Source organism: Aurantimonas sp. NFXS3 (genome assembly GCF_049132005.1).
Classification (GTDB): domain Bacteria; phylum Pseudomonadota; class Alphaproteobacteria; order Rhizobiales; family Rhizobiaceae; genus Aurantimonas; species Aurantimonas coralicida.
Genome location: NZ_JAGDDZ010000001.1, coordinates 325,550 through 343,971 on the forward strand (window position 1 = coordinate 325,550; position 18,422 = coordinate 343,971).

General features: G+C 66.6%; 14 protein-coding genes. 3 read left to right on the forward strand and 11 right to left on the reverse strand.

Going from position 1 to position 18,422, the window contains the following annotated elements:
* The first annotated feature begins 2 nt into the window (after window positions 1–2).
* Complete coding sequence (locus tag J3367_RS01385; RefSeq protein WP_024349087.1) at window positions 3–1,706, forward strand: mechanosensitive ion channel family protein; 1,704 nt, start codon at window positions 3–5, stop codon at window positions 1,704–1,706.
* Here the strand turns inward: J3367_RS01385 and J3367_RS01390 are convergent.
* Window positions 1,691–2,317 carry a YitT family protein gene (locus J3367_RS01390; protein ID WP_024349086.1) on the reverse strand — a complete coding sequence of 209 codons (627 nt, stop codon included), beginning with the start codon at window positions 2,315–2,317 and terminating at the stop codon, window positions 1,691–1,693. The two genes, J3367_RS01385 and J3367_RS01390, sit on opposite strands and share 16 nt — an antisense overlap.
* 3 nt (window positions 2,318–2,320) lie before the next feature.
* The gene (locus J3367_RS01395; RefSeq protein ID WP_024349085.1) at window positions 2,321–2,710 is read right to left on the reverse strand and encodes an STAS/SEC14 domain-containing protein; all 390 of its coding nucleotides are present in this window, start codon (window positions 2,708–2,710) and stop codon (window positions 2,321–2,323) included.
* 135 nt (window positions 2,711–2,845) lie between these two features.
* On the opposite strand from J3367_RS01395, the gene J3367_RS01400 reads away from it, so the two are divergent.
* Window positions 2,846–3,865, forward strand: a complete 1,020-nt coding sequence (locus J3367_RS01400) for a ligase-associated DNA damage response exonuclease (RefSeq protein ID WP_024349084.1) — start codon at window positions 2,846–2,848, stop codon at window positions 3,863–3,865.
* 93 nt (window positions 3,866–3,958) lie between these two features.
* Here J3367_RS01400 and J3367_RS01405 read toward each other — a convergent pair whose 3' ends face one another.
* On the reverse strand, window positions 3,959–4,612 hold the full coding sequence (locus J3367_RS01405) for a class I SAM-dependent DNA methyltransferase (RefSeq protein WP_024349083.1): 654 nt from the start codon (window positions 4,610–4,612) through the stop codon (window positions 3,959–3,961).
* A 531-nt stretch (window positions 4,613–5,143) separates the two neighbouring features.
* On the opposite strand from J3367_RS01405, the gene J3367_RS01410 reads away from it, so the two are divergent.
* Complete coding sequence (locus J3367_RS01410; protein ID WP_162142643.1) at window positions 5,144–7,129, forward strand: sensor histidine kinase; 1,986 nt, start codon at window positions 5,144–5,146, stop codon at window positions 7,127–7,129.
* Between the two features lie 54 nt (window positions 7,130–7,183).
* On the opposite strand, the gene J3367_RS01415 is transcribed toward J3367_RS01410, so the two are convergent.
* The 8 genes from J3367_RS01415 to tkt form a co-directional block, all read right to left on the reverse strand.
* A complete protein-coding gene (locus J3367_RS01415; RefSeq protein ID WP_024349081.1) occupies window positions 7,184–7,957 on the reverse strand; it encodes an SGNH/GDSL hydrolase family protein in 774 nt (257 codons plus the stop codon).
* Window positions 7,958–8,051: 94 nt separating this feature from the next.
* Window positions 8,052–9,245, reverse strand: coding sequence for a phosphoglycerate kinase (locus J3367_RS01420; protein WP_024349080.1), 1,194 nt, complete (start codon window positions 9,243–9,245; stop codon window positions 8,052–8,054).
* 212 nt (window positions 9,246–9,457) lie between these two features.
* Complete coding sequence (locus J3367_RS01425) at window positions 9,458–11,263, reverse strand: potassium/proton antiporter (RefSeq protein WP_024349079.1); 1,806 nt, start codon at window positions 11,261–11,263, stop codon at window positions 9,458–9,460.
* A 272-nt stretch (window positions 11,264–11,535) separates the two neighbouring features.
* Entirely contained in the window at window positions 11,536–12,864 is a 1,329-nt protein-coding gene (locus tag J3367_RS01430; protein WP_024349078.1) for a TRAP transporter large permease, read from the reverse strand.
* Window positions 12,865–13,464 carry a TRAP transporter small permease subunit gene (locus tag J3367_RS01435; RefSeq protein ID WP_024349077.1) on the reverse strand — a complete coding sequence of 200 codons (600 nt, stop codon included), beginning with the start codon at window positions 13,462–13,464 and terminating at the stop codon, window positions 12,865–12,867.
* 75 nt (window positions 13,465–13,539) lie between these two features.
* The gene (locus tag J3367_RS01440) at window positions 13,540–14,565 is read right to left on the reverse strand and encodes a TRAP transporter substrate-binding protein (protein WP_024349076.1); all 1,026 of its coding nucleotides are present in this window, start codon (window positions 14,563–14,565) and stop codon (window positions 13,540–13,542) included.
* Window positions 14,566–14,953: 388 nt separating this feature from the next.
* Entirely contained in the window at window positions 14,954–15,970 is a 1,017-nt protein-coding gene (gene gap / locus J3367_RS01445) for a type I glyceraldehyde-3-phosphate dehydrogenase (RefSeq protein WP_024349075.1), read from the reverse strand.
* A 145-nt stretch (window positions 15,971–16,115) separates the two neighbouring features.
* Window positions 16,116–18,119, reverse strand: a complete 2,004-nt coding sequence (tkt, locus tag J3367_RS01450) for a transketolase (protein ID WP_024349074.1) — start codon at window positions 18,117–18,119, stop codon at window positions 16,116–16,118.
* Window positions 18,120–18,422: the final 303 nt, after the last annotated feature.

Below are 18,422 nucleotides of genomic sequence, written 5' to 3' on the forward strand. Positions count from 1 at the left end.
CGATGCGCTTGCTTGCCGTCTTCTTCATCCTTCTCGCGACGCTGACCGGTGCCGCCGCGCAGGACAGTGCGCCGACCCGTTACTACGAGATCGACACGCTGAACAGCGGGCTGCCCCCGGCCGAGGCCTATATCGGTCACGAGACCCCGCAGGGGATGATGGAGAGCTTCGTCGCCGCCGCCAATGCCCGGAACTGGGAGATGGCGGCCCATATGCTGGACCTTTCCGACATCGACCCGGCGCTGCAGGCCGAGATGGGACCGGTGCTGGCGAAGCGGATGTTCGACATCGCCGAGAACGGCATGTGGCTCGACTGGGGCGATCTGTCGGACCGGCCCGACGCGATGGCGACCAACGTCGCGGCAGAGAACCCGATGGCCGGAGAGCCACGGCGCAACATCCGGCTGGCGATCCTCGAACTGCCGGATCGGCCGGTCTCGGTGCGGATCGCGCGGGTCAAGCCTGCGGATGGAGAGCCGGTCTGGCTGTTCTCCCGGCAGACCGTCGGCAACATTCTGGCCCTCCATGAAATCTATGGGCCGACCCGGTTCGAGCAGTCGCTGCCGGGCTTTTTGCGGGAACGCGCCTTCTGGACGCTGGCCTGGTGGGAGGTGGTGGCGCTGCCGCTGGTTCTCCTGATCGCCATCGGCGCCGCCTTCCTGGTTCATGCCTGGGTCGGCCGGGTGAAGTGGCGGCAGCCCTCACGCATCGCCCGGCGGATCCTCGACTCCATCCAGATGCCGGTCGCGCTGATGGCTTGCGTCGGCACCTTCTCGCTGGTGAACACGCTGCTGTTCACCTTCTCCGGGGCGGTGAACCGGTTCCTGACGCCGTTGCAATCGACCCTGTTCGTCATCGCGCTGGCCATGATCGGCGTGCGGATCGTCGATGCCGTCCTCGACCGCGTCGTTCAGCGCAACGTCGAGGCGCTCGGCGATTCCGAAGCGGCCGAGCAGCGCGATCTCTACACCAACATCTCGGCGGCCCGGCGCGTCGCCATCGTGCTGGCGCTGGGCGCCGGCGTGTCGCTGGTGCTGATCCAGACGAATGCGTTCGAGTCCCTCGGTTTCTCGCTGCTGGCCTCGGCCGGGGTGATCGGCCTGGTGCTCGCCTTCGCCGCCCGCTCGGTGCTGGCCAACATCATGGCGAGCCTGCAGATCGCGCTGGCCAAGACCGCCCGCATCGGCGACGCGGTGCTCTATGACGACCAGTGGTGCTACGTGGAGAAGATCAACTTCACCTACATTCAGCTTCAGACCTGGGACAACCGGCGGCTGATCGTGCCGGTCAACGAGCTGGTCTCCCACACCTTCGAGAACTGGACCAAGCAGGATTCCAGCATCACCAAGATCGTGGCGCTGCGGCTCGACCACCGGGCCGATGTCGACCGGCTGCGCGAGGCCTTCCAGGAGTTCGTCCAGAACGACGATGACGTCATCAACCGGGAGACGGCCGACGTTTATGTGGTCGACCAGGACCGTTCCGGCATGCTGGTCTGGTTCCTCGCGGCGGCCTCCGATCCCTCCACCGGCTGGACGATGCAGTGCCGCCTGCGCGAGACGATGCTGAAGGCCGTGGTTCGGCTGGAGGCGGAGAATGGCGGACCTGGCACGGACCACGCCGTTTACCTGCCGCGCGAGCGTGAGGAGCTGGTGGCCGCCGTCGACTCCCGCGATGGCAATAGTTCGCGTCAGGCGGCGATGTAGCGGTCAGGCCGGTGATTGACGGCGAGCCACAGGTTCAGCACCAAGGCGCCGATGATCGAATAGACGATGGCGACCGGGTCGGCGACGGCGAAGGACAGGACCAGGATCACCAGATCGACGGCGAGCTGCGTCAGCCCCGCCTTCCAGCCCAGCCGGTCCTGCAGGTAGATCGCCAGGATGCCGACGCCGCCAAGGCTGGCCCGATGGCGGTAGAGGGCGAGAAGCCCGTAGCCGATCAGGACGCCGCCGAGCACGGCGCCGACGAGCGGGTTCACCGCGCCGAGCGTGAAATATTCCGGCTGCAACGCCGTTAGTACGGACAGGCAGGCGACGGCGAGGAAGGTCTTGATGGTGAAGGCCCAGCCGAGGCGGGTGATCGCCAGGCCGTAGAAGGGCAGATTGATCAGGAAGAACACGATACCGACGTTCCAGCCGGTGGCGTAGGAGACGATCAGCGCCAGGCCGGCCGTGCCGCCGGTGACGAAGCCGAGATGGGCCAGGATCGACAGGCCGATCGTGACCATGAGGGCGCCGGTCAGGATGCCCTGCGCATCCTCGAGCGGCGAATGGTGGGTGGCCGTTGCCGACCAGCGTCCGAAACCTGACGTCATGGCTCAGAAGGTCGCCGCGGGGTTGCCGTTCTTCACCCAGAGACGGGCGATGTCATCGTCCGCGAGTGCAAAGGCCTTGATGTCGACCAGGGGCATGGCGAGGTCCTGCAGCCCGACCAGCGAGCGCACCCAGCTCTTGTCGGTGACCACCGCGACGCGGCGGAAGCGCGACAGGTCGCGAAAACGGCCGAGAGAATATTGCAGGTCGCGGGCGATCGCCGCCGGGGTGAACATGCCGACCTCGCGCACGATGACCAGGATCGACAGCGCGCCGGGCCGTTCGGTGAGCTTGGTGTCGACGACGGCGATGACGCGTTCGACGTCGTCCTTGTCGATGCGCCCGTCGATCTCGAAGGCGATGACGGCGTCGGATTCGGGAATGATGGTCAGCATCGGTCGGACTCGAATGGTGGCGGATCGCTCTTTCCAGCATAATCTGTTGCGCTGCGAAAGGAACCACGATGCGCGCCCGGCGATTTGGCTTTGCCGGCGCCGCCGACACTGCAGCATCGCCACGAGGAATTTCGCATGCGTCCCGACGAATTGCTGCGACCGACGCCGGAGGGGCTCTACTGCCCGCCGGGCGATTTCTTCATCGATCCGGTGCGCCCGGTCGAGCGGGCCCTGATCACCCATGGCCATGCCGACCATGCCCGCTCCGGCCACACCAAGGTCATGGCGACCCGCCAGACTCTGGCGATCATGGCCGTGCGCTACGGCGAGGAGTTCTGCGTCGAACGGCAGGAGGCGGCGATCGGCGAGACGGTCCGCATCTGCGATGTCGACGTGACGTTTCACCCGGCCGGCCATGTGCTGGGTTCGGCGCAGATCGCGGTGTCTCACAAGGGGCTGACCATCGTGGCGTCCGGCGACTACAAGCGGCGTGCCGATCCGACCTGCGCCGGCTTTGAGCCGGTGCCCTGCGACGTCTTCATCACCGAGGCGACCTTCGCCTTGCCGGTCTTCCGCCATCCGGACACGGCGGGGGAGGTGGACAAGCTGCTGACCTCCGTGGCGCAGTTTCCCGAGCGCGCGCATCTGGTCGGCGCCTATGCGCTGGGCAAGGCGCAGCGGGTGATCAAACATCTGCGCGATGCGGGCTACGACGCCCCGATCTACATCCACGGCGCGCTGAAGAAGCTCTGCGACTTCTACCAGAGCGAAGGCATCGACCTCGGTGAATTGCGCCCCGCGACTGTCGACGCCAAGGCGGGCACGGCGAAGGCGGCCTTTGCCGGGACGGTGGTGGTGGGGCCGCCCTCGGCCTTTGCGGACAAATGGGCCCGGCGGTTTCCCGATCCGGTCTCGTGCTTCGCGTCGGGCTGGATGCGGGTGCGCCAGCGCGCCCGGCAGCGCGGCGTGGAACTGCCGCTGATCATTTCGGACCATTGCGACTGGGACGAATTGACCGAGACGATCGACGAGATCGGGCCGCAGGAGGTCTGGGTCACCCATGGCCGCGAGGAGGCGCTGGTGCGCTGGTGCGAACTGCGCCAGACGCGCGCCCGGCCGCTGCATCTGGTCGGCTATGAGGACGAGGCCGAATAGAGCGGGCTTGCGTGGACCGGGCTCTGGCCTGAAGAAAAAGGGCGCTCCGGCCAGTGCAGGGGCGCCCTCATGCGTTCAGTTCGGCCGACGGCCTCAGGCCCGCGGACCGCGGCCGTAGATCCAGTAATGCGCGCCTTCCTCGGCGATGTAGCGGGCGTTGGGGATCTCCATCACCAGTCTGACGAGGCCCTCTTCCTCCAACTGCCTGCTGACGGCGGCGTAGTCGGACGCGTCGAGATAGCTGTTGCGGGTCGAGATCACCATCAGGCCGTCGGCCTTGAGATATCGCGCCATCCGGGTCAGGGCCCGGGGTTCGACATGGCCGAGGGTGAAGACGCCGGCGCAGACGATGATGTCGTATTGCTGCTCGAGCGGGTTCTCGTGATCCTCGTTGAGGTCGATGCCGCCGGCGAGCTTGCCGTAGACGCCGGTCTTCGCCGCGATGTCGACCATCTCGTTGGACAGGTCGAAGCCGTCGACATGGCGAAAGCCGCGCTTGCGCAGTTCCTCGCCGGCAAGGCCGGTTCCGCAGCCCGCGTCGAGAACCGACACCTCGCCGGGTGCCTTGTTGAGATAGGCCTCGGCCACGAGCAGGGCGGTCGAGGCGACGACGCGCGGACAGCCATAGTCCTGGTCGCCGACATCCTTGTCGTAGCGGCCGGCCCAGCCGGCGTAATAATCGTTCAGCTTGTCCGGATCGCCCTCAAGGGCGTGTGAGGCATGAATCGTGCTGACGGAATCGTGCAAATGTCGTCTCCTGTCGATTGCGGTGCCATGACGCACTGCACATACCACGGGACGCAAATGGTTATAACCGTTGTGGCGCGAAACGATGTCCGTTCAGCGAGTAATATCCGGCCCGCGTCATCGATAAGCGATTGATCGCGAACCATTGATCGGCGTCCCGCAAATTTATCGGCGATTGCAAGCTTCGCAGATGCATCCGGGGCTCCGCAGCGCTCTGAAAATTTGCTGATGCGATATTGTCTTGTCCACGCGCCGCGATATTCGTATCTTTTCGATGACTATCGGATCGGCCGCGATAGAGGTTCTATATCATCGGCTTAGCGTCCGTGTTCTCGCCCTGACCGGCGCGGGGTCATCCGCTTGTCTTCGACGAGGTCCGGTGCTGCTCGGGCTGCACTTGGTGCCAGCGCTTCCGGCATGGCGCGCGCGTCGGAACGCTGTCATGTCCGTCAGGCAGGCGGGTTGTGGATCGTGGCCGGTGCGTTCAAACTTGCCCCTGTCCTGCCATTGGGGTGGGGGGGACAAAACGGCATGTGGTCCTTTCGAACGGTTTTGACGTCGACGCTCGTCGCGCTGCAGGTCGTTGCCCTGCTGGCGATCCTGGCGCTGACTTATTTCGCGTCGCAGAACGTACTCCTGTCCTATGCCGAACAGCTGACGCAGCGGGTCGCGGACGACACCACCACCTTCACCCAGAACTTCCTCAACCCTGCGGACGACGCGGCGGCGCTGTCCCAGCGTCTGGCCGAAAGCCCGGTCCTCGGCACGTCGGACCGTCCGGCGCTGGAGCGCTATTTCTACGAAATCCTGCGCTCGCGCATCGATTTCGCCGGCATCTTCTACGGTGCCGCCGATGGCTCGTTCATCTATGTCAGCCGCGACACCACCGTGGAGGGCGCCCAGTACCGGGTGAAGCGGATCGCGACGCAACCGACCCGGACGGTGGAGCTGGTCTATCTGACGGAGGATCTGCGGCCGGTATCGCGGCGCCGCGACGATGCCGATACCTACGATCCGCGCACGCGGCCCTGGTACGTGAAGGCGTCGATGAGCCGAGAGGTGGTCTGGACGGACCCCTACATCTTCTTCTCGTCGCAGCGGCCGGGGATCACGGTGGCGACACCGGTGCGGGCGGACGATCGGCTGGGCATGCGCGGGGCGGTCGGCATCGACATCGAGATCCATGCGCTGTCGAAATTCCTGGACGGGCTGAGGATCGGCGAGCGCGGGTCCGCGGCAATCGTCTCGCAGTCGGGCGAAGTGATCGCCCACCGCGACTCCTCCTTCCTGCTGGCCGAGGACGTCTCCGGCGGGCAGCGCTTTGCCCGGGTCTGGGAAATCGACGATCCGGCACTGGCCCAGGCGGTCAGCACCCTGCCAGGCGGGCTCGCCAGCGTGAAACCGGGCGAGACGCGGCTCACCCGTTTCGAGGCCAACGGGGAGAACTGGCGCGGCGCGGTCAAGCGGCTGGCCGGGTCGCGGACCCCCTGGGCGGTGGTCACCTACCTGCCGGAGAGCGACATTCTCGGACCGATCCACAGCGTCCGCAACATCGGTATTGCCGTGGTCGCGGGCGTGGCGGCACTGACCGCGCTGCTTGGCGTGCTCCTCGCACGGGCCCTGACGCGGCCCCTCGGCGCCCTGGCGTCCCAGGCGGAGCGCATATCCGAGGGCGATTTCGGGGATATCCCGCTGCCGTCCATGTGGACCAAGGAGCTGGCGGGGACCCGGCAGGCGATGCGCCGGGCGACGAGCTGGCTACGGGACTATCGGCGCGAGAACGAGACGCTGACCGAACAGCTGCGCGAGGCTGGCCGTGTGCTGGAGCGCCGCGTCGAGGAGCGCACCGAGGAACTGGAAGTGGCCAATCGCGGGCTCGAAAAGGCCCATGGCAATGCCGAGATGCTGACCCACGAGCTCGATCACCGGGTGAAGAACCTCTTCGCCATCACCGCCTCGCTGGTCACGCTTGCGGCCAAGCATGCCACCACCCCCATGGAGGCGGCGGACGAGGCGCGCGGGCGGATCAACGCGCTGGCCCGGGCCCATGCCGATACGCAGAGCGCCCGCGAAACCCAGCTCGCCGGGATCGTGACCAGCGTTCTGAAGCCCTATGCGGGGATCGACGAGGTGAAGCTGACCATCGAGGGCGACCCGGTGACGGTTTCCTCGTCCTCCGTCACGCCGCTTGGCCTGATCCTCTACGAACTGGCGACCAATGCGGCCAAATACGGCGCGCTGCGCGGGAGCGGCGGCGTCCTGGAGGTTCGCTGGTCGGCGGCCGGCGATGGCGCGGTGCGGATGGTGTGGGCGGAAACGCCGACCGAGCCGCCGACGGGCGATGATGTCGATCAGGCGCAACATACCGGCTTCGGCTCGGTGATGCTCGACGCCATGGCCAGCCGCCTGAATGCAGGTATCCAGCGACAGATCAGCCCGGAAGGCCTGCGGGTGATCCTGACCATGGAGAAGCTGGAGGAGCATGCCGGGCCGCGACCCGAAAGCGTCGATGCCTGAGGGCAGGACCGATCGCGCATGGCAGCGCGCACTTCTGAGGGCGTGATCTGCCGTTCAGTCCGACGCGGTCTCGGTTGAACCGGCCGAGGCACCGGAGCCCCACGCAGCTGCATCGCCGACGACATAGGTCACCAGATGGTTGGCCACATAGGCGTAGCCCTCGATCGAGGCATGGAAGCCGTCGCGCGAGAAGCCGGCGGGTTCGACACGGGGCAGGGTGGTGGCCGAGATCGCGCCGCGCTCGGCGCAGAGGCGCGCGCCCATGCGGCGCACGATGCGGGCGCGCAGTTCCAGCACCGTGGCAAGGCCGCGGGGCAGCGCCGGGACCCTCTCGAAATCGACGGGCGGCGACCAGACGATGCGGGCGTCCGGCCATTTGGCCTTGAGGGCGTAGAGCAGGGTGCCGAACGCCTTCTTGAAGCGCAGGGCGCCGTGGAAGTTCTTGGCATCGTTGGTGCCGATCATCAGGACGATATGGGTGAAGGGCTCATCCAAATGCGGCACCACGTGGTCGCGGATGTCCGCCGAGACGGCGGAATTGGAGCCGGCAGCGCGCCAGAAGACGTCCCGACCGGACAAGGCGTAGAGCCGCTCGGCAAGTTTCGGCGCCAGGCTGTCCTCGATCACGTCCACGCCCACACCGGCGGCCGAGCTGTCGCCGATGACCAGCAGGCGGATCGGGACGTCTGTCCCGGAGGACGTTCCGCAGAGACCGCTGTGGCGGCCGGCTGGCGGCACCATGCGCTCGACGCGCTGGCGCACGCCGAGGCCCTGCCAGACATAGACGGGAAACAGGAGCCAGGAGAGGAAGGCGTCGCCAATGGCCATGCGGCGGCTCCGTCGTGTTGTGAAGTCGATAACGGGTCAGGATGGGTCCGAGACGGACCCGCCGCAACGGCTCACCGCCGCGGCGAGGGTCAGATCAGGCCTTCAGCACTTCGACGCCGGGCAGGGGCTTGCCTTCCATCCATTCCAGGAAGGCGCCGCCGGCGGTCGAGACATAGGTGAAATTGTCGGCGACACCGGCCTGGTTGAGCGCCGCGACGGTATCGCCGCCGCCGGCGACCGAGACGAGGTCGCCGGCCTTCGTACGACGGGCGGCATGGCGGGCGGCCGCCATGGTGGCGGCATCGAAGGGCTCGATCTCGAAGGCGCCGAGCGGGCCGTTCCAGACCAGCGTCTTCGCCTTGTCGAGCCAGCCGGAGACCAGGTCGACGGTCTTCGGGCCGGCATCGAGGATCATCGCATCGGCGGGTACGGCATCGACGGCGACGGTCTCGTTGGCGGCGCCGGCCTTGAACTCGCGGGCAACGACCGCATCCACCGGCAGGACGATCTCGCAGCCGGCGGACTTCGCCGCGTTCAGGATCGACCGGGCGGTGTCGGCCAGATCATGCTCGCAGAGCGATTTTCCGACATCGATCCCCTGCGCGGCGAGGAAGGTGTTGGCCATGCCGCCGCCGATGACCAGCGCATCGACACGCGTCACCAGATTGCTGAGGAGGTCGATCTTGGTCGAGACCTTGGCGCCGCCGACCACGGCCACCACCGGGCGTTCGGGATTGCCGAGGCCCTTTTCCAGCGCTTCCAGCTCGGCCTGCATGGTGCGGCCGGCATAGGACGGCAGATGGCGCGCCAGACCCTCGGTGGAGGCATGGGCGCGATGGGCGGCCGAGAAGGCATCGTTGACGAAGATGTCGCCGAGCGAGGCGAGCTGGCTGGCGAAGTCCTCGTCGTTCGTCTCCTCACCGGCATGGAAGCGGGTGTTCTCGAGGAGGACGACATTGCCGTCCTTCAAGGCCGCGACGATGCCGGCAGCGACGGGGCCGACGCAATCATCGGCAAAGCCGACGGGCGTGCCGAGCATCTGCGACAGGACGGGTGCCAGCGGCTCCAGCGACATGTCGGGGTTCGGCTGTCCCTTGGGGCGGCCGAAATGGGCGAGAAGGATGACGCGGCCGCCCTTGTCGGCGATCTCGCGGATGGTCGGCAGGATTCGCTCGATGCGGGTGCGGTCGCCGACCTCGCCATCCTTGATCGGCACGTTCAGGTCGACCCGCAGCAATACGCGCTTGCCGGTGACGTCGGCATCGTCGAGCGTCTTGAACTGCGTCATGGTGGTTCTCCTCATGGAAACACGCCGAGGGGCGCCGGATCAGGCCAGAAGGACGCCAGCGATCCTGGCGGACCGTCCGCGTCCCGTCGATAAGCGGGTGCCCCGTCGAAAGCGTCCGGGCCGTGCCGCGGGCGCCGAAGGCGATGTAGCGCGGGAGGCCGAGCGAGGGCAACGGCGTTGGCGCGCCAGCGGCCGGTTTTCGCCCCTAGCCCTCAGTCCGCCCTGCGTCGGCCCAGCACCTTGTGCGCCAGTGCCAGGAGATCGCGGAGATTGAGGAAGAGCGGGATCTGGCCACCGCGCCCGCCTTCGGGCTCCAGCGACAGGCCGGCACTGACGACGTTGCCGTCGACGCCGACCTCGCGGACGATCAGTTCCACCGGCCGGACCGTGACCCGGTCGCCATATTCGGCGCGGCCACCGAGCCGCGCGATCATCATCTGCGAGATCGACAGGTCCGCCTCGGCGTCCGAGACGCGGGCACCATAGGCGACGGCAAGGCCGCTGGCCGGCGAGGCGGGATCGACGGTGAACTCGCCGAAGAACTCGGCATCGTCCGGGCTCACCCGCGCGGGGCTGGCGAAGAGCCGGTCGAGCAGCGGCGGATAGCGCTGGGAGATGAAGAGATAGACGTAGTCGCCGGCCCGCAGCCGCCCGGCATATTGATAGCGCATGGACTGGCCGTCGCGAATGACCAGCGAGGGGCGGGCCCAGCGCGGAATGCGCTCACCGCGGGCCACCGGGCTGTCGGGGACGACACGGTAGGACAGGAGCTCATGATTGGCGGTGCCCGGCAGTTCGAGCTCGACCTTCTCGATCGGCCCGATCCGCGGCGGCACGACGAGGCCGAGGCGGCGCGCGACGAGGCCCAGCGTCCAGCCCTGCACGAGCAGCGAGGCGAGGACGATGATGAAGGCGGTGTTGAAGAACAGCCGCGCCTCGTCGAGGCCGCCGATCAGCGGCACGATGGCGAGCAGGATCGAGACCGCACCGCGCAGGCCGACCCAGGAGATGAAGGCGCCTTCGCGGCGCTGGAAATCGAAGGGCAGGAGACAGAGCCAGACCGCGAAGGGCCGCGCGACGAAGATCAGGAAGGCCGCCAGCGCGATGGCCGGCAGGAGGATGGCGCCGAACTCCGACGGCGTCGCCAGCAGGCCGAGGATCAGGAACATGACGATCTGCGCGAGCCAGGTCAGCCCGTCCTGGAAGCGCTTCAGGCTGGGGGCGCTGCGCAGGCCGCTATTGGCCGCATAGAGACCGGCGATATAGACGGCCAGGAAGCCCGAGCCATCCACGGCTCCCGTTGCGGCGAAGACCAGCATGGCGAGAGCGAGGGTGAAGATCGGCAGGAGACCGCGATCGATCGCCAGCTTCGAGACCAGCGTGCGGATCAGCCAGCCACCGGCAAAGCCGAAGGCCACGCCGAGCCCCATCTGGCGCACGAAGCCGAGAAAGACGTCCGCGCCGAGTTCGTCCAGTCCCGTGCCCGACGACAGCAGCTCGACGAGCGCGATGGTCAGGAAGATCGCCATCGGATCGTTGGTGCCGGATTCGATCTCCAGCAGCGAACGGACGCGCTCGCGGATGGTGATGCCGCCGACGCGCAGGAGAAAGAACACGGCCGCCGCGTCGGTCGAGCCGACGATGGCGCCGAGCAGCATGCCTTCGAGGATCGGGAGGCCCAGGAGCCATGATGCCGCGAAACCGAACAGGATCGCGGTGATGAGGACGCCGACCGTCGCCAGCATGACCGCCGGCACCGCAGCCTGGCGGAAGGATTGCAGGGACGTGCCGAAACCGGAATCGAACAGGATGATCGCCAGCGCCAGCGTGCCAACGAAATAGGCGAGGTCGGCATTGTCGAAGTCGATGCCCAGCCCGTCGACGCCGGTCAGAAGACCGATCGACAGGAACAGGAGCAGGAGGGGTGCGCCGAAGCGGAAGGCGAGGAGGCTGGAAAACGCGGCCAGCAGGATGAGGACGGTGCCGACGAGAATGACGAGGTAAAGCGATTCGAGCATCGGCGGGATCGGCAGTCCTTCTCACGAGGGCTGAGCCCGCGCGTCGCCTCCGGGGCTGAACGCCGCGCCGCCGGCGGCCGCAGGGCCACGAAGGCCAGCATATAGCCGGCCTGCCGCCAGTATCCACTCGCACGGCCACCCTGACGTCCAAAATGTTCGCCAGGGCGCCGAACGGGCGCCGGGTTCGGCGAAGATGGTTGCCGTCACATGAAAAAGGCCGGCCCGCCAAGATGGCGGACCGGCCTCAATGCCTTGCAGGCCTGTGCTGCGGTCTAGCGCCCGGTGATGCCCGGGAACATGATCAGCACGGCAAGCGCCAGGATCTGCAGCGCGATGAACGGCAGCAGGGCCTTGAAGATGTCGCCGAGCGAGATCTCCGGCGGCGCGACGCTCTTCAGATAGAAGGCGGCCGGGCCGAAGGGCGGCGACAGGAACGACACCTGCATGTTCATGCAGAACAGGACACCGAACCAGATCGGATCGTAGCCCAGCTCGACGATGATCGGCACGAAGATCGGCAGCGTCAGCAGCGCGATGCCGACCCAGTCGAGGAACATGCCGAGCACGAACAGGATCAGCATCATGAACAGGAGCACGTAGAGCGGCTCGTCCGAGATGCCGATGATCAGCGACGACACGAAGTCGATGCCGCCCATCAGGTTGAACACGCCGACGATGGCGCTGGCGCCGATGCCGATCCAGACGATCATGCCGACGGTGGCCAGCGTCTGCATGGCCGCGCCGCGCAGCAGCTCGAAGGTGAACTCGCCGCGCACGATAGTGGCGAGCAGCACGCCGCCGACGCCGATGGCCGATGCTTCGGTGACCGAGGCGATGCCGCCATAGATCGAGCCGAGCACGAAGGTGACGACCAGAAGCGGCAGGATCAGGCCCTTGAGCAGCGAGATCTTCTGCGACAGCGGGATGATCTCCGGATCGGGATCCGGCACGGCGCCCGTGGTGAAATACGCCCGGAAGAGGATGTAGAGCACGTAGAAGCTGGCCAGCATCACGCCCGGCAGGAAGGACGCGGTGAACAGCGCGCCGATCGAGACGTTGGCCGCCAGGCCGTAGACGATCAGGACGATCGACGGCGGGATCATCGTGCCGAGCGCGCCACCCGCGCAGACGACACCGATCGACAGACTGCGGTCGTAGCCCAGACGCAGCATCTGCGGCAGCGCCAGAAGGCCCAGCAGCACGATCTCGCCGCCGATGATGCCGCTCATTGCCGCCAGGATGACGGCCACGAAGATGGTCTGGATCGCCACGCCGCCGCGAATGCGGTTGGAGATCAGCTTCATGGCGTCGAACAGGTCGCGCGCGATGCCGGATCGATCGAGGATCGCCGCCATCAGGACGAACATCGGCACCGAGACGAAGATGAAGGACGAGACGAAGCTGAACACCCGGCTGGTGATCAGCGGCACCGCCATCGGACCGAACCAGCCGAGAGCGAAGATCAGCGCCACGAGAAGCGTGACGAAGGCGAGCGGCATGCCGGTCAGGAGCAACCCGAACAGCATGAGGAACATCACCAGGGTGCCGTAGCCGATGCCAAGCGCCTTGAGATTGATGCCGAGGTCGAGAATTTCGGCCATTTATGCGTCCTGCTTGGAACCGCGCCGCGCGCGACGAGCATGATTGACGGCCAGCACCACGAACTGGACGGCCAGAATGATCATGACGATGAACAGAAAGCCCTTCAGAAGGGCGGGGGTCGGCGGGTTCCAGGCGGACCCGGTGCCTTCCATGTGGAAAGCGCCGCTCGGGGTCCAGAACGAACCCTTGACCATGAGCCAGGAGGCCCAGGCGAAGAAGGCCGCCGAGATCGCGCTGATGACGTAGATGATCACGTCGAAAATGGTGCGCAGGCGAGGGCCGAGCGCGTCATAGATCAGCACGACACGGATGTGGCTGTCGCGGGCGGCGCAGAACAGGCCGCCGTAGATGAAGGCGATGGCGCACAGGAAGATGCTCAGCTCGTGCACCCAGTTGGTGGGGCTGTCGAGCGCGTAGCGCATGAAGATTTCGAACAGCAGAATGGCCGCCGCAAGGACGATGGCTGCGGCAAAGATGATGCCGACTCGCTCGATGCTGCGCCCGAGAAACCCCGCCTCGGGCGTGGTGTCTCCGGTGCCTTCGCTGGTGGCGCTGAGGTCCGGATCGCGTCCGTCCACGGCAATGGGGTCACGAGTCATGCTCGGATCGTCCTTGGTGAGGAAAAAAAGGCGGACGGGGCGCGCTGCCCCGTCCGCCGGTCATACTCGGTCTGCTTACTGTGCGGCGAGAAGGCCTTCCTTCTCGAGATACGTCGTTAGGGTGTCGTACACCTTCTGCGCGTTCTCGGACTGGCTGGCCTGCTTCTCCCACTCGCCGATGGCGATCTTGCGGAACTTCGCACGCTCCTCGTCGGACCAGTCGTGGATCGTGGCGCCCTGCGCCTTGGCTTCCTCGACAGCCTTGCTGTTCTTGTCGGCCAGCGCGGCGTTCTGGCGCTGTGCCAGCTCGACCACGGATTCCTCGAGGGTCTTCTGGACGTCCTCGGACAGCGCATCCCACTTCTGCTTGTTCATCGAGAACTCGATGAGCGGCATGGAGTGGAAGCCCGGGAAGACCGGGTGCTTGGCGATCTCGTTGAGGCCCTGCGCCTGGTTGACGTGGAAGACGCTGTAGTCGGCCGCGTCGACGACGCCCTTGTCGAGGGCGGTGAAGACTTCCGAGGTCGGCAGGTTCACCGGCGAGGCGCCAGCGGCCGCGAAGATGTTCTGCACGAGACCGGCCGGAGCGCGCAGCTTCAGACCCTTCAGGTCATTGACGCCCTCGAGCGGGACCGACGAAACGAAGGCTTCCAGGCCCGGGGTGGTGCCGCCGAAGAAGTGCGTGCCATAGGGCTCGACCAGCTCGTTCATCAGCTCCTTGCCGCCGCCCTCGTTGAGGAACTTCAGCATCTGCTGCGGGTCCGACCATGCGCCGACCGGGTTGGCGATCAGGCCGAAGGCCGCGTCCTTGCCGGCGAAATAGGAGGTGTCGGTGATGTGGCCGTCGAGGATGCCGGCGCCGACCGCGTCGAGGGTTTCCTGGAAGTCGACGACTGCGCCGACCGGCAGGAGCTCGATGGAAACCTTGCCACCCGTCTCCTCGCTGACGCCGTCAGCCCATTCCTTGTAGAGCTGGTAGTTCGCATCGCCGGCCGGATCGCTCGACTGGAACTTCAGCGCGACTTCCTGCGCCATGGCGCCCGTGGACAGAACGGCAAATGCCGCGCCGGTCAGAAGGGCCTTAATAGTTGTATTGAGCAAGTTGCTTCTCCCTGAGCGTCTTGTGTCGTCTACGAAACCCACTTTCGCGAGCAATGACATCCGGTGCGCAACCTCCGCGCCGATCCGGAATTCCGTAGCTGGCCGCGCACCATACGGCGGTCGGCTGTGGCGTCAACGGAAAACTTGGTTTCCCACATCCGTGGTTAAGTCGCCCGCCCTGAATAGTATAAATCCGCGCCATTGCTGCTTAATTGCGCAGCTGCGCACAGAAACATCCAAGCAAGAGTAATATATCCGCCGCGAATCCGTCCCGTTGGCGCTGCTCCGGCGGCCTGTGCGAGACCGGACGGGCCGGGCCGGGACGTGAAAGCGGGGCCGCCCGTCAGGACAGCCCCGCACACTCATCGCCGGTCGCGACCCGCCTCGCTCAGCCCGCGTTGGCGAGCGCGATGGCGGTGTCGGACATGCGGTTGGAGAAGCCCCATTCGTTGTCGTACCAGGACAGGATGCGCACGAAGGTGCCGTCCATGACCTTGGTCTGGTCCATGTGGAAGACCGAGGAATGCGGGTCGTGGTTGAAGTCGCACGAGACGTTCGGGGCGTCGGTGTAGCCGAGAATGTTCTTCAGCGGGCCGTCGGCGGCGGTGCGGATGGCGTTCTGCACTTCCTCGACGGTGGTCTCGCGCTTGGCGATGAAGTTGAAGTCGACGACCGAGACATTGGGGGTCGGGACGCGGATGGCAACGCCGTCGAGGCGACCCTTGAGCTCGGGCATCACCAGCGCGACGGCCTTGGCGGCACCGGTCGAGGTCGGGATCATCGACAGGGCGGCGGCGCGGCCGCGGTAGAGATCCTTGTGCATGGTGTCGAGCGTCGGCTGGTCGCCGGTATAGGAATGGATCGTCGTCATGAAGCCCTTGTCGATGCCGATGGCGTCGTTGAGGACCTTGGCGACCGGGGCCAGGCAGTTGGTCGTGCAGGAGGCGTTGGAGACGATCGTGTCGTCGGCGGTCAGCGTGTCGTGGTTGACGCCGTAGACGATGGTCTTCTCGGCGCCGGCCGTGCCGGAGAGGGGGCCGGAGATCAGCACCTTCTTCGCGCCGGCCTCCAGATGGGCCGAGGCCTTGGCGGGATCGGTGAAGATGCCGGTGCACTCGAGCGCGATGTCGACGCCGAGTTCCTTCCAGGGCAGGTTCTTCGGGTCGCGCTCGGCGGTCACGCGGATCGGGCCGCGGCCGACGTCGATGGTGTTGCCATCGACCGTGACGGTGCCCGGGAAGCGGCCATGGACGCTGTCGAAGCGGATCAGATGCGCATTGGTCTCGACCGGGCCGAGATCGTTGATGCCGACGACCTCGATGTCGGTGCGGCCGGATTCGATGATGGCACGCAGCACATTGCGGCCGATGCGGCCGAAGCCATTGATTGCAACGCGAACTGTCATGATCCGTCTCCTGTGGTGGCGCGCGGCCGTACCCGCCGGGCATCTCGTTCGCCATGGCCTCTACAGAAGCGGGCGGCCGGGATCAATATTGCCGGCGGTCAGCAATTCTTATGGTCCGGATGACTTTCCGTGATGACGGAAAGCGTCAGCTTTCCTCGGGCTCCGGGGCCAGGCGCGCACGCACGGCCGCGACCACCGCCTCGGTGGTGATGCCGAAATGCTCGTAGAGTTCGGACGCGGGGCCCGAGGCGCCGAAGCCGTCCATGCCGATGAAGATGCCGTTGCGGCCGACGAAATGATCCCAGCCCTGCCGCACGCCGGCCTCGATGGCGACCTTCAGGCCGCCATTGTCGAGCATGGCGCTGCGATATTCCGGGCTCTGCCTGTCGAACAGCTCGAAGCAGGGCACGGAGACGACGCGGGTGGGGATGCCGTCTGCTTCCAGGATGGTGCTGGCGGCCAGCGCGATCTGGACCTCCGAGCCGGTGGCATAGATCGTGACCTCGGCGTCGCCCGAGGTCGAGCTGATCTCGTAGGCGCCGCGGGCGCTCTTGTTCTCGTCGTGCTGGTCGAGCCGGAGGGTCGGCAGGTTCTGGCGGCTGAGGGCGAGCACCGACGGCGCATCGCGCGATTCCAGCGCGAGCTGCCAGCATTCCAGCGTTTCCACCGCGTCGGCCGGGCGGAACACCTGCATGTTCGGCATGGCGCGCAGCGAGGCCAGATGCTCGACCGGCTGGTGGGTGGGGCCGTCCTCGCCGAGCCCGATGGAATCATGGGTCAGCACATAGACGACCCGCAGGCCCATCAGGGCCGACAGGCGCATGGCGCCGCGGGCATAGTCGGAGAAGACGAGGAAGGTGCCGCCATAGGGAATGATGCCGCCATGCAGGGCGAGGCCGTTCATCGCGGCGGCCATGCCGTGTTCGCGGATGCCGTAATGGACGTAGCGGCCGGCATAGTCGCCGGGCACGATCGCTTCGGTCTGGCTGGTGCGGGTGTTGTTGGACCCGGTGAGATCGGCCGAGCCGCCGATGGTCTCGACGACGACGGCGTTGAGAACCTCGAGCGCCAGTTCCGACGCCTTGCGGGTGGCGATCTCCGGCCGCTCCTCGTTGAAGCGTCGCTTGCAGCGCTGCAGCGCCTGGGTAAAGCCGCTGGGCAGGTCGCCGCGGACCCGGCGCTCGAACTCGCCGCGGGTCTCGGCGTCGATCTCGGCGAAGCGACGCTCCCATTCCTTTCGGTGGGTCGACGAGCGCAGGCCGGCGAGGCGCCAGCGATCGAGGATCGCCGCGGGAATCTCGAACGGCGCGTGCTCCCAGCCGAGCGCCTCGCGCATCTGGGCGATCTCATCGGCGCCGAGCGGCGCGCCATGGGCCTTGGCACTGCCGGCCTTGGTGGGCGCACCATGGCCGATGGTGGTCTTGCAGGCGATCAGGGTCGGGCGGTCGCTGCCTTGCGCGGCGGTGATCGCCTCGGCAATGGCTTCCGGGTCGTGGCCGTCGCAGCGCAGGGTGTTCCAGTTGCAGGCGGCAAAGCGGGCCATCTGGTCGGTGGAATCCGACAGGGCGACGTCGCCATCGATGGTGATGCCGTTGTCGTCCCACAGGACGATCAGCTTCGACAGGCGCAGATGGCCGGCAAGCGCAATGGATTCCTGGCTGAGGCCCTCCATCAGGCAGCCGTCGCCGGCGAGCACATAGGTGCGGTGGTCGACGATCGCATCGCCGAAGCGGGCGTTCATGATCCGCTCGGCAAGCGCCATGCCGACGGCGTTGCCGAGACCCTGGCCGAGCGGGCCGGTGGTCGTCTCGATGCCCTCGCAATGCTTGTATTCGGGATGGCCGGCGGTCTTCGAGCCGAGCTGGCGGAAGGCCTTGAGATCGTCGATGCCGACGCCGTCATAGCCGAGCAGATAGAGCAGGCTGTAGAGCAGCATCGAGCCGTGGCCGGCCGAGAAGACGAAGCGGTCGCGGTCGGCCCAGTGGGGGGCGCGCGGATCGAAGGTCAGGAATCGCGAGAACAGGACGGTGGCGATGTCGGCCGCGCCCATGGGCAGGCCGGGATGGCCGGAATTCGCCGCTTCCACGGCGTCGGCCGACAGGAAGCGGATGGCATTCGCCATGTCGCGGTGCGTGTCGGGTGACGTCATGTTCTGCTCCGGTAGCGCTTGGAAGCTGGGCGTTCCGGCGGTGCCGAGACCGGCGGCAAACATCATACGGGCATCGTGCTGTCAACAAAGGCAAAGTCGCAGATCGCGCCGCAGCCGCGCCGGTCGGGTGATGCCATTCGCCAGGCGGGTGGCTGCGAAAGCGCGGGACGAAGAGATTGCACCGCCCGAAAATCGCCTGCACTTTTGGCGGCAATGGTTTAGTGCTCCACATGGACATTCGCCGGCAAGGGACGGCGGAACATGATGGAAATGCGTTTGGGGACCGGCCTGTCCGGTCGCGAG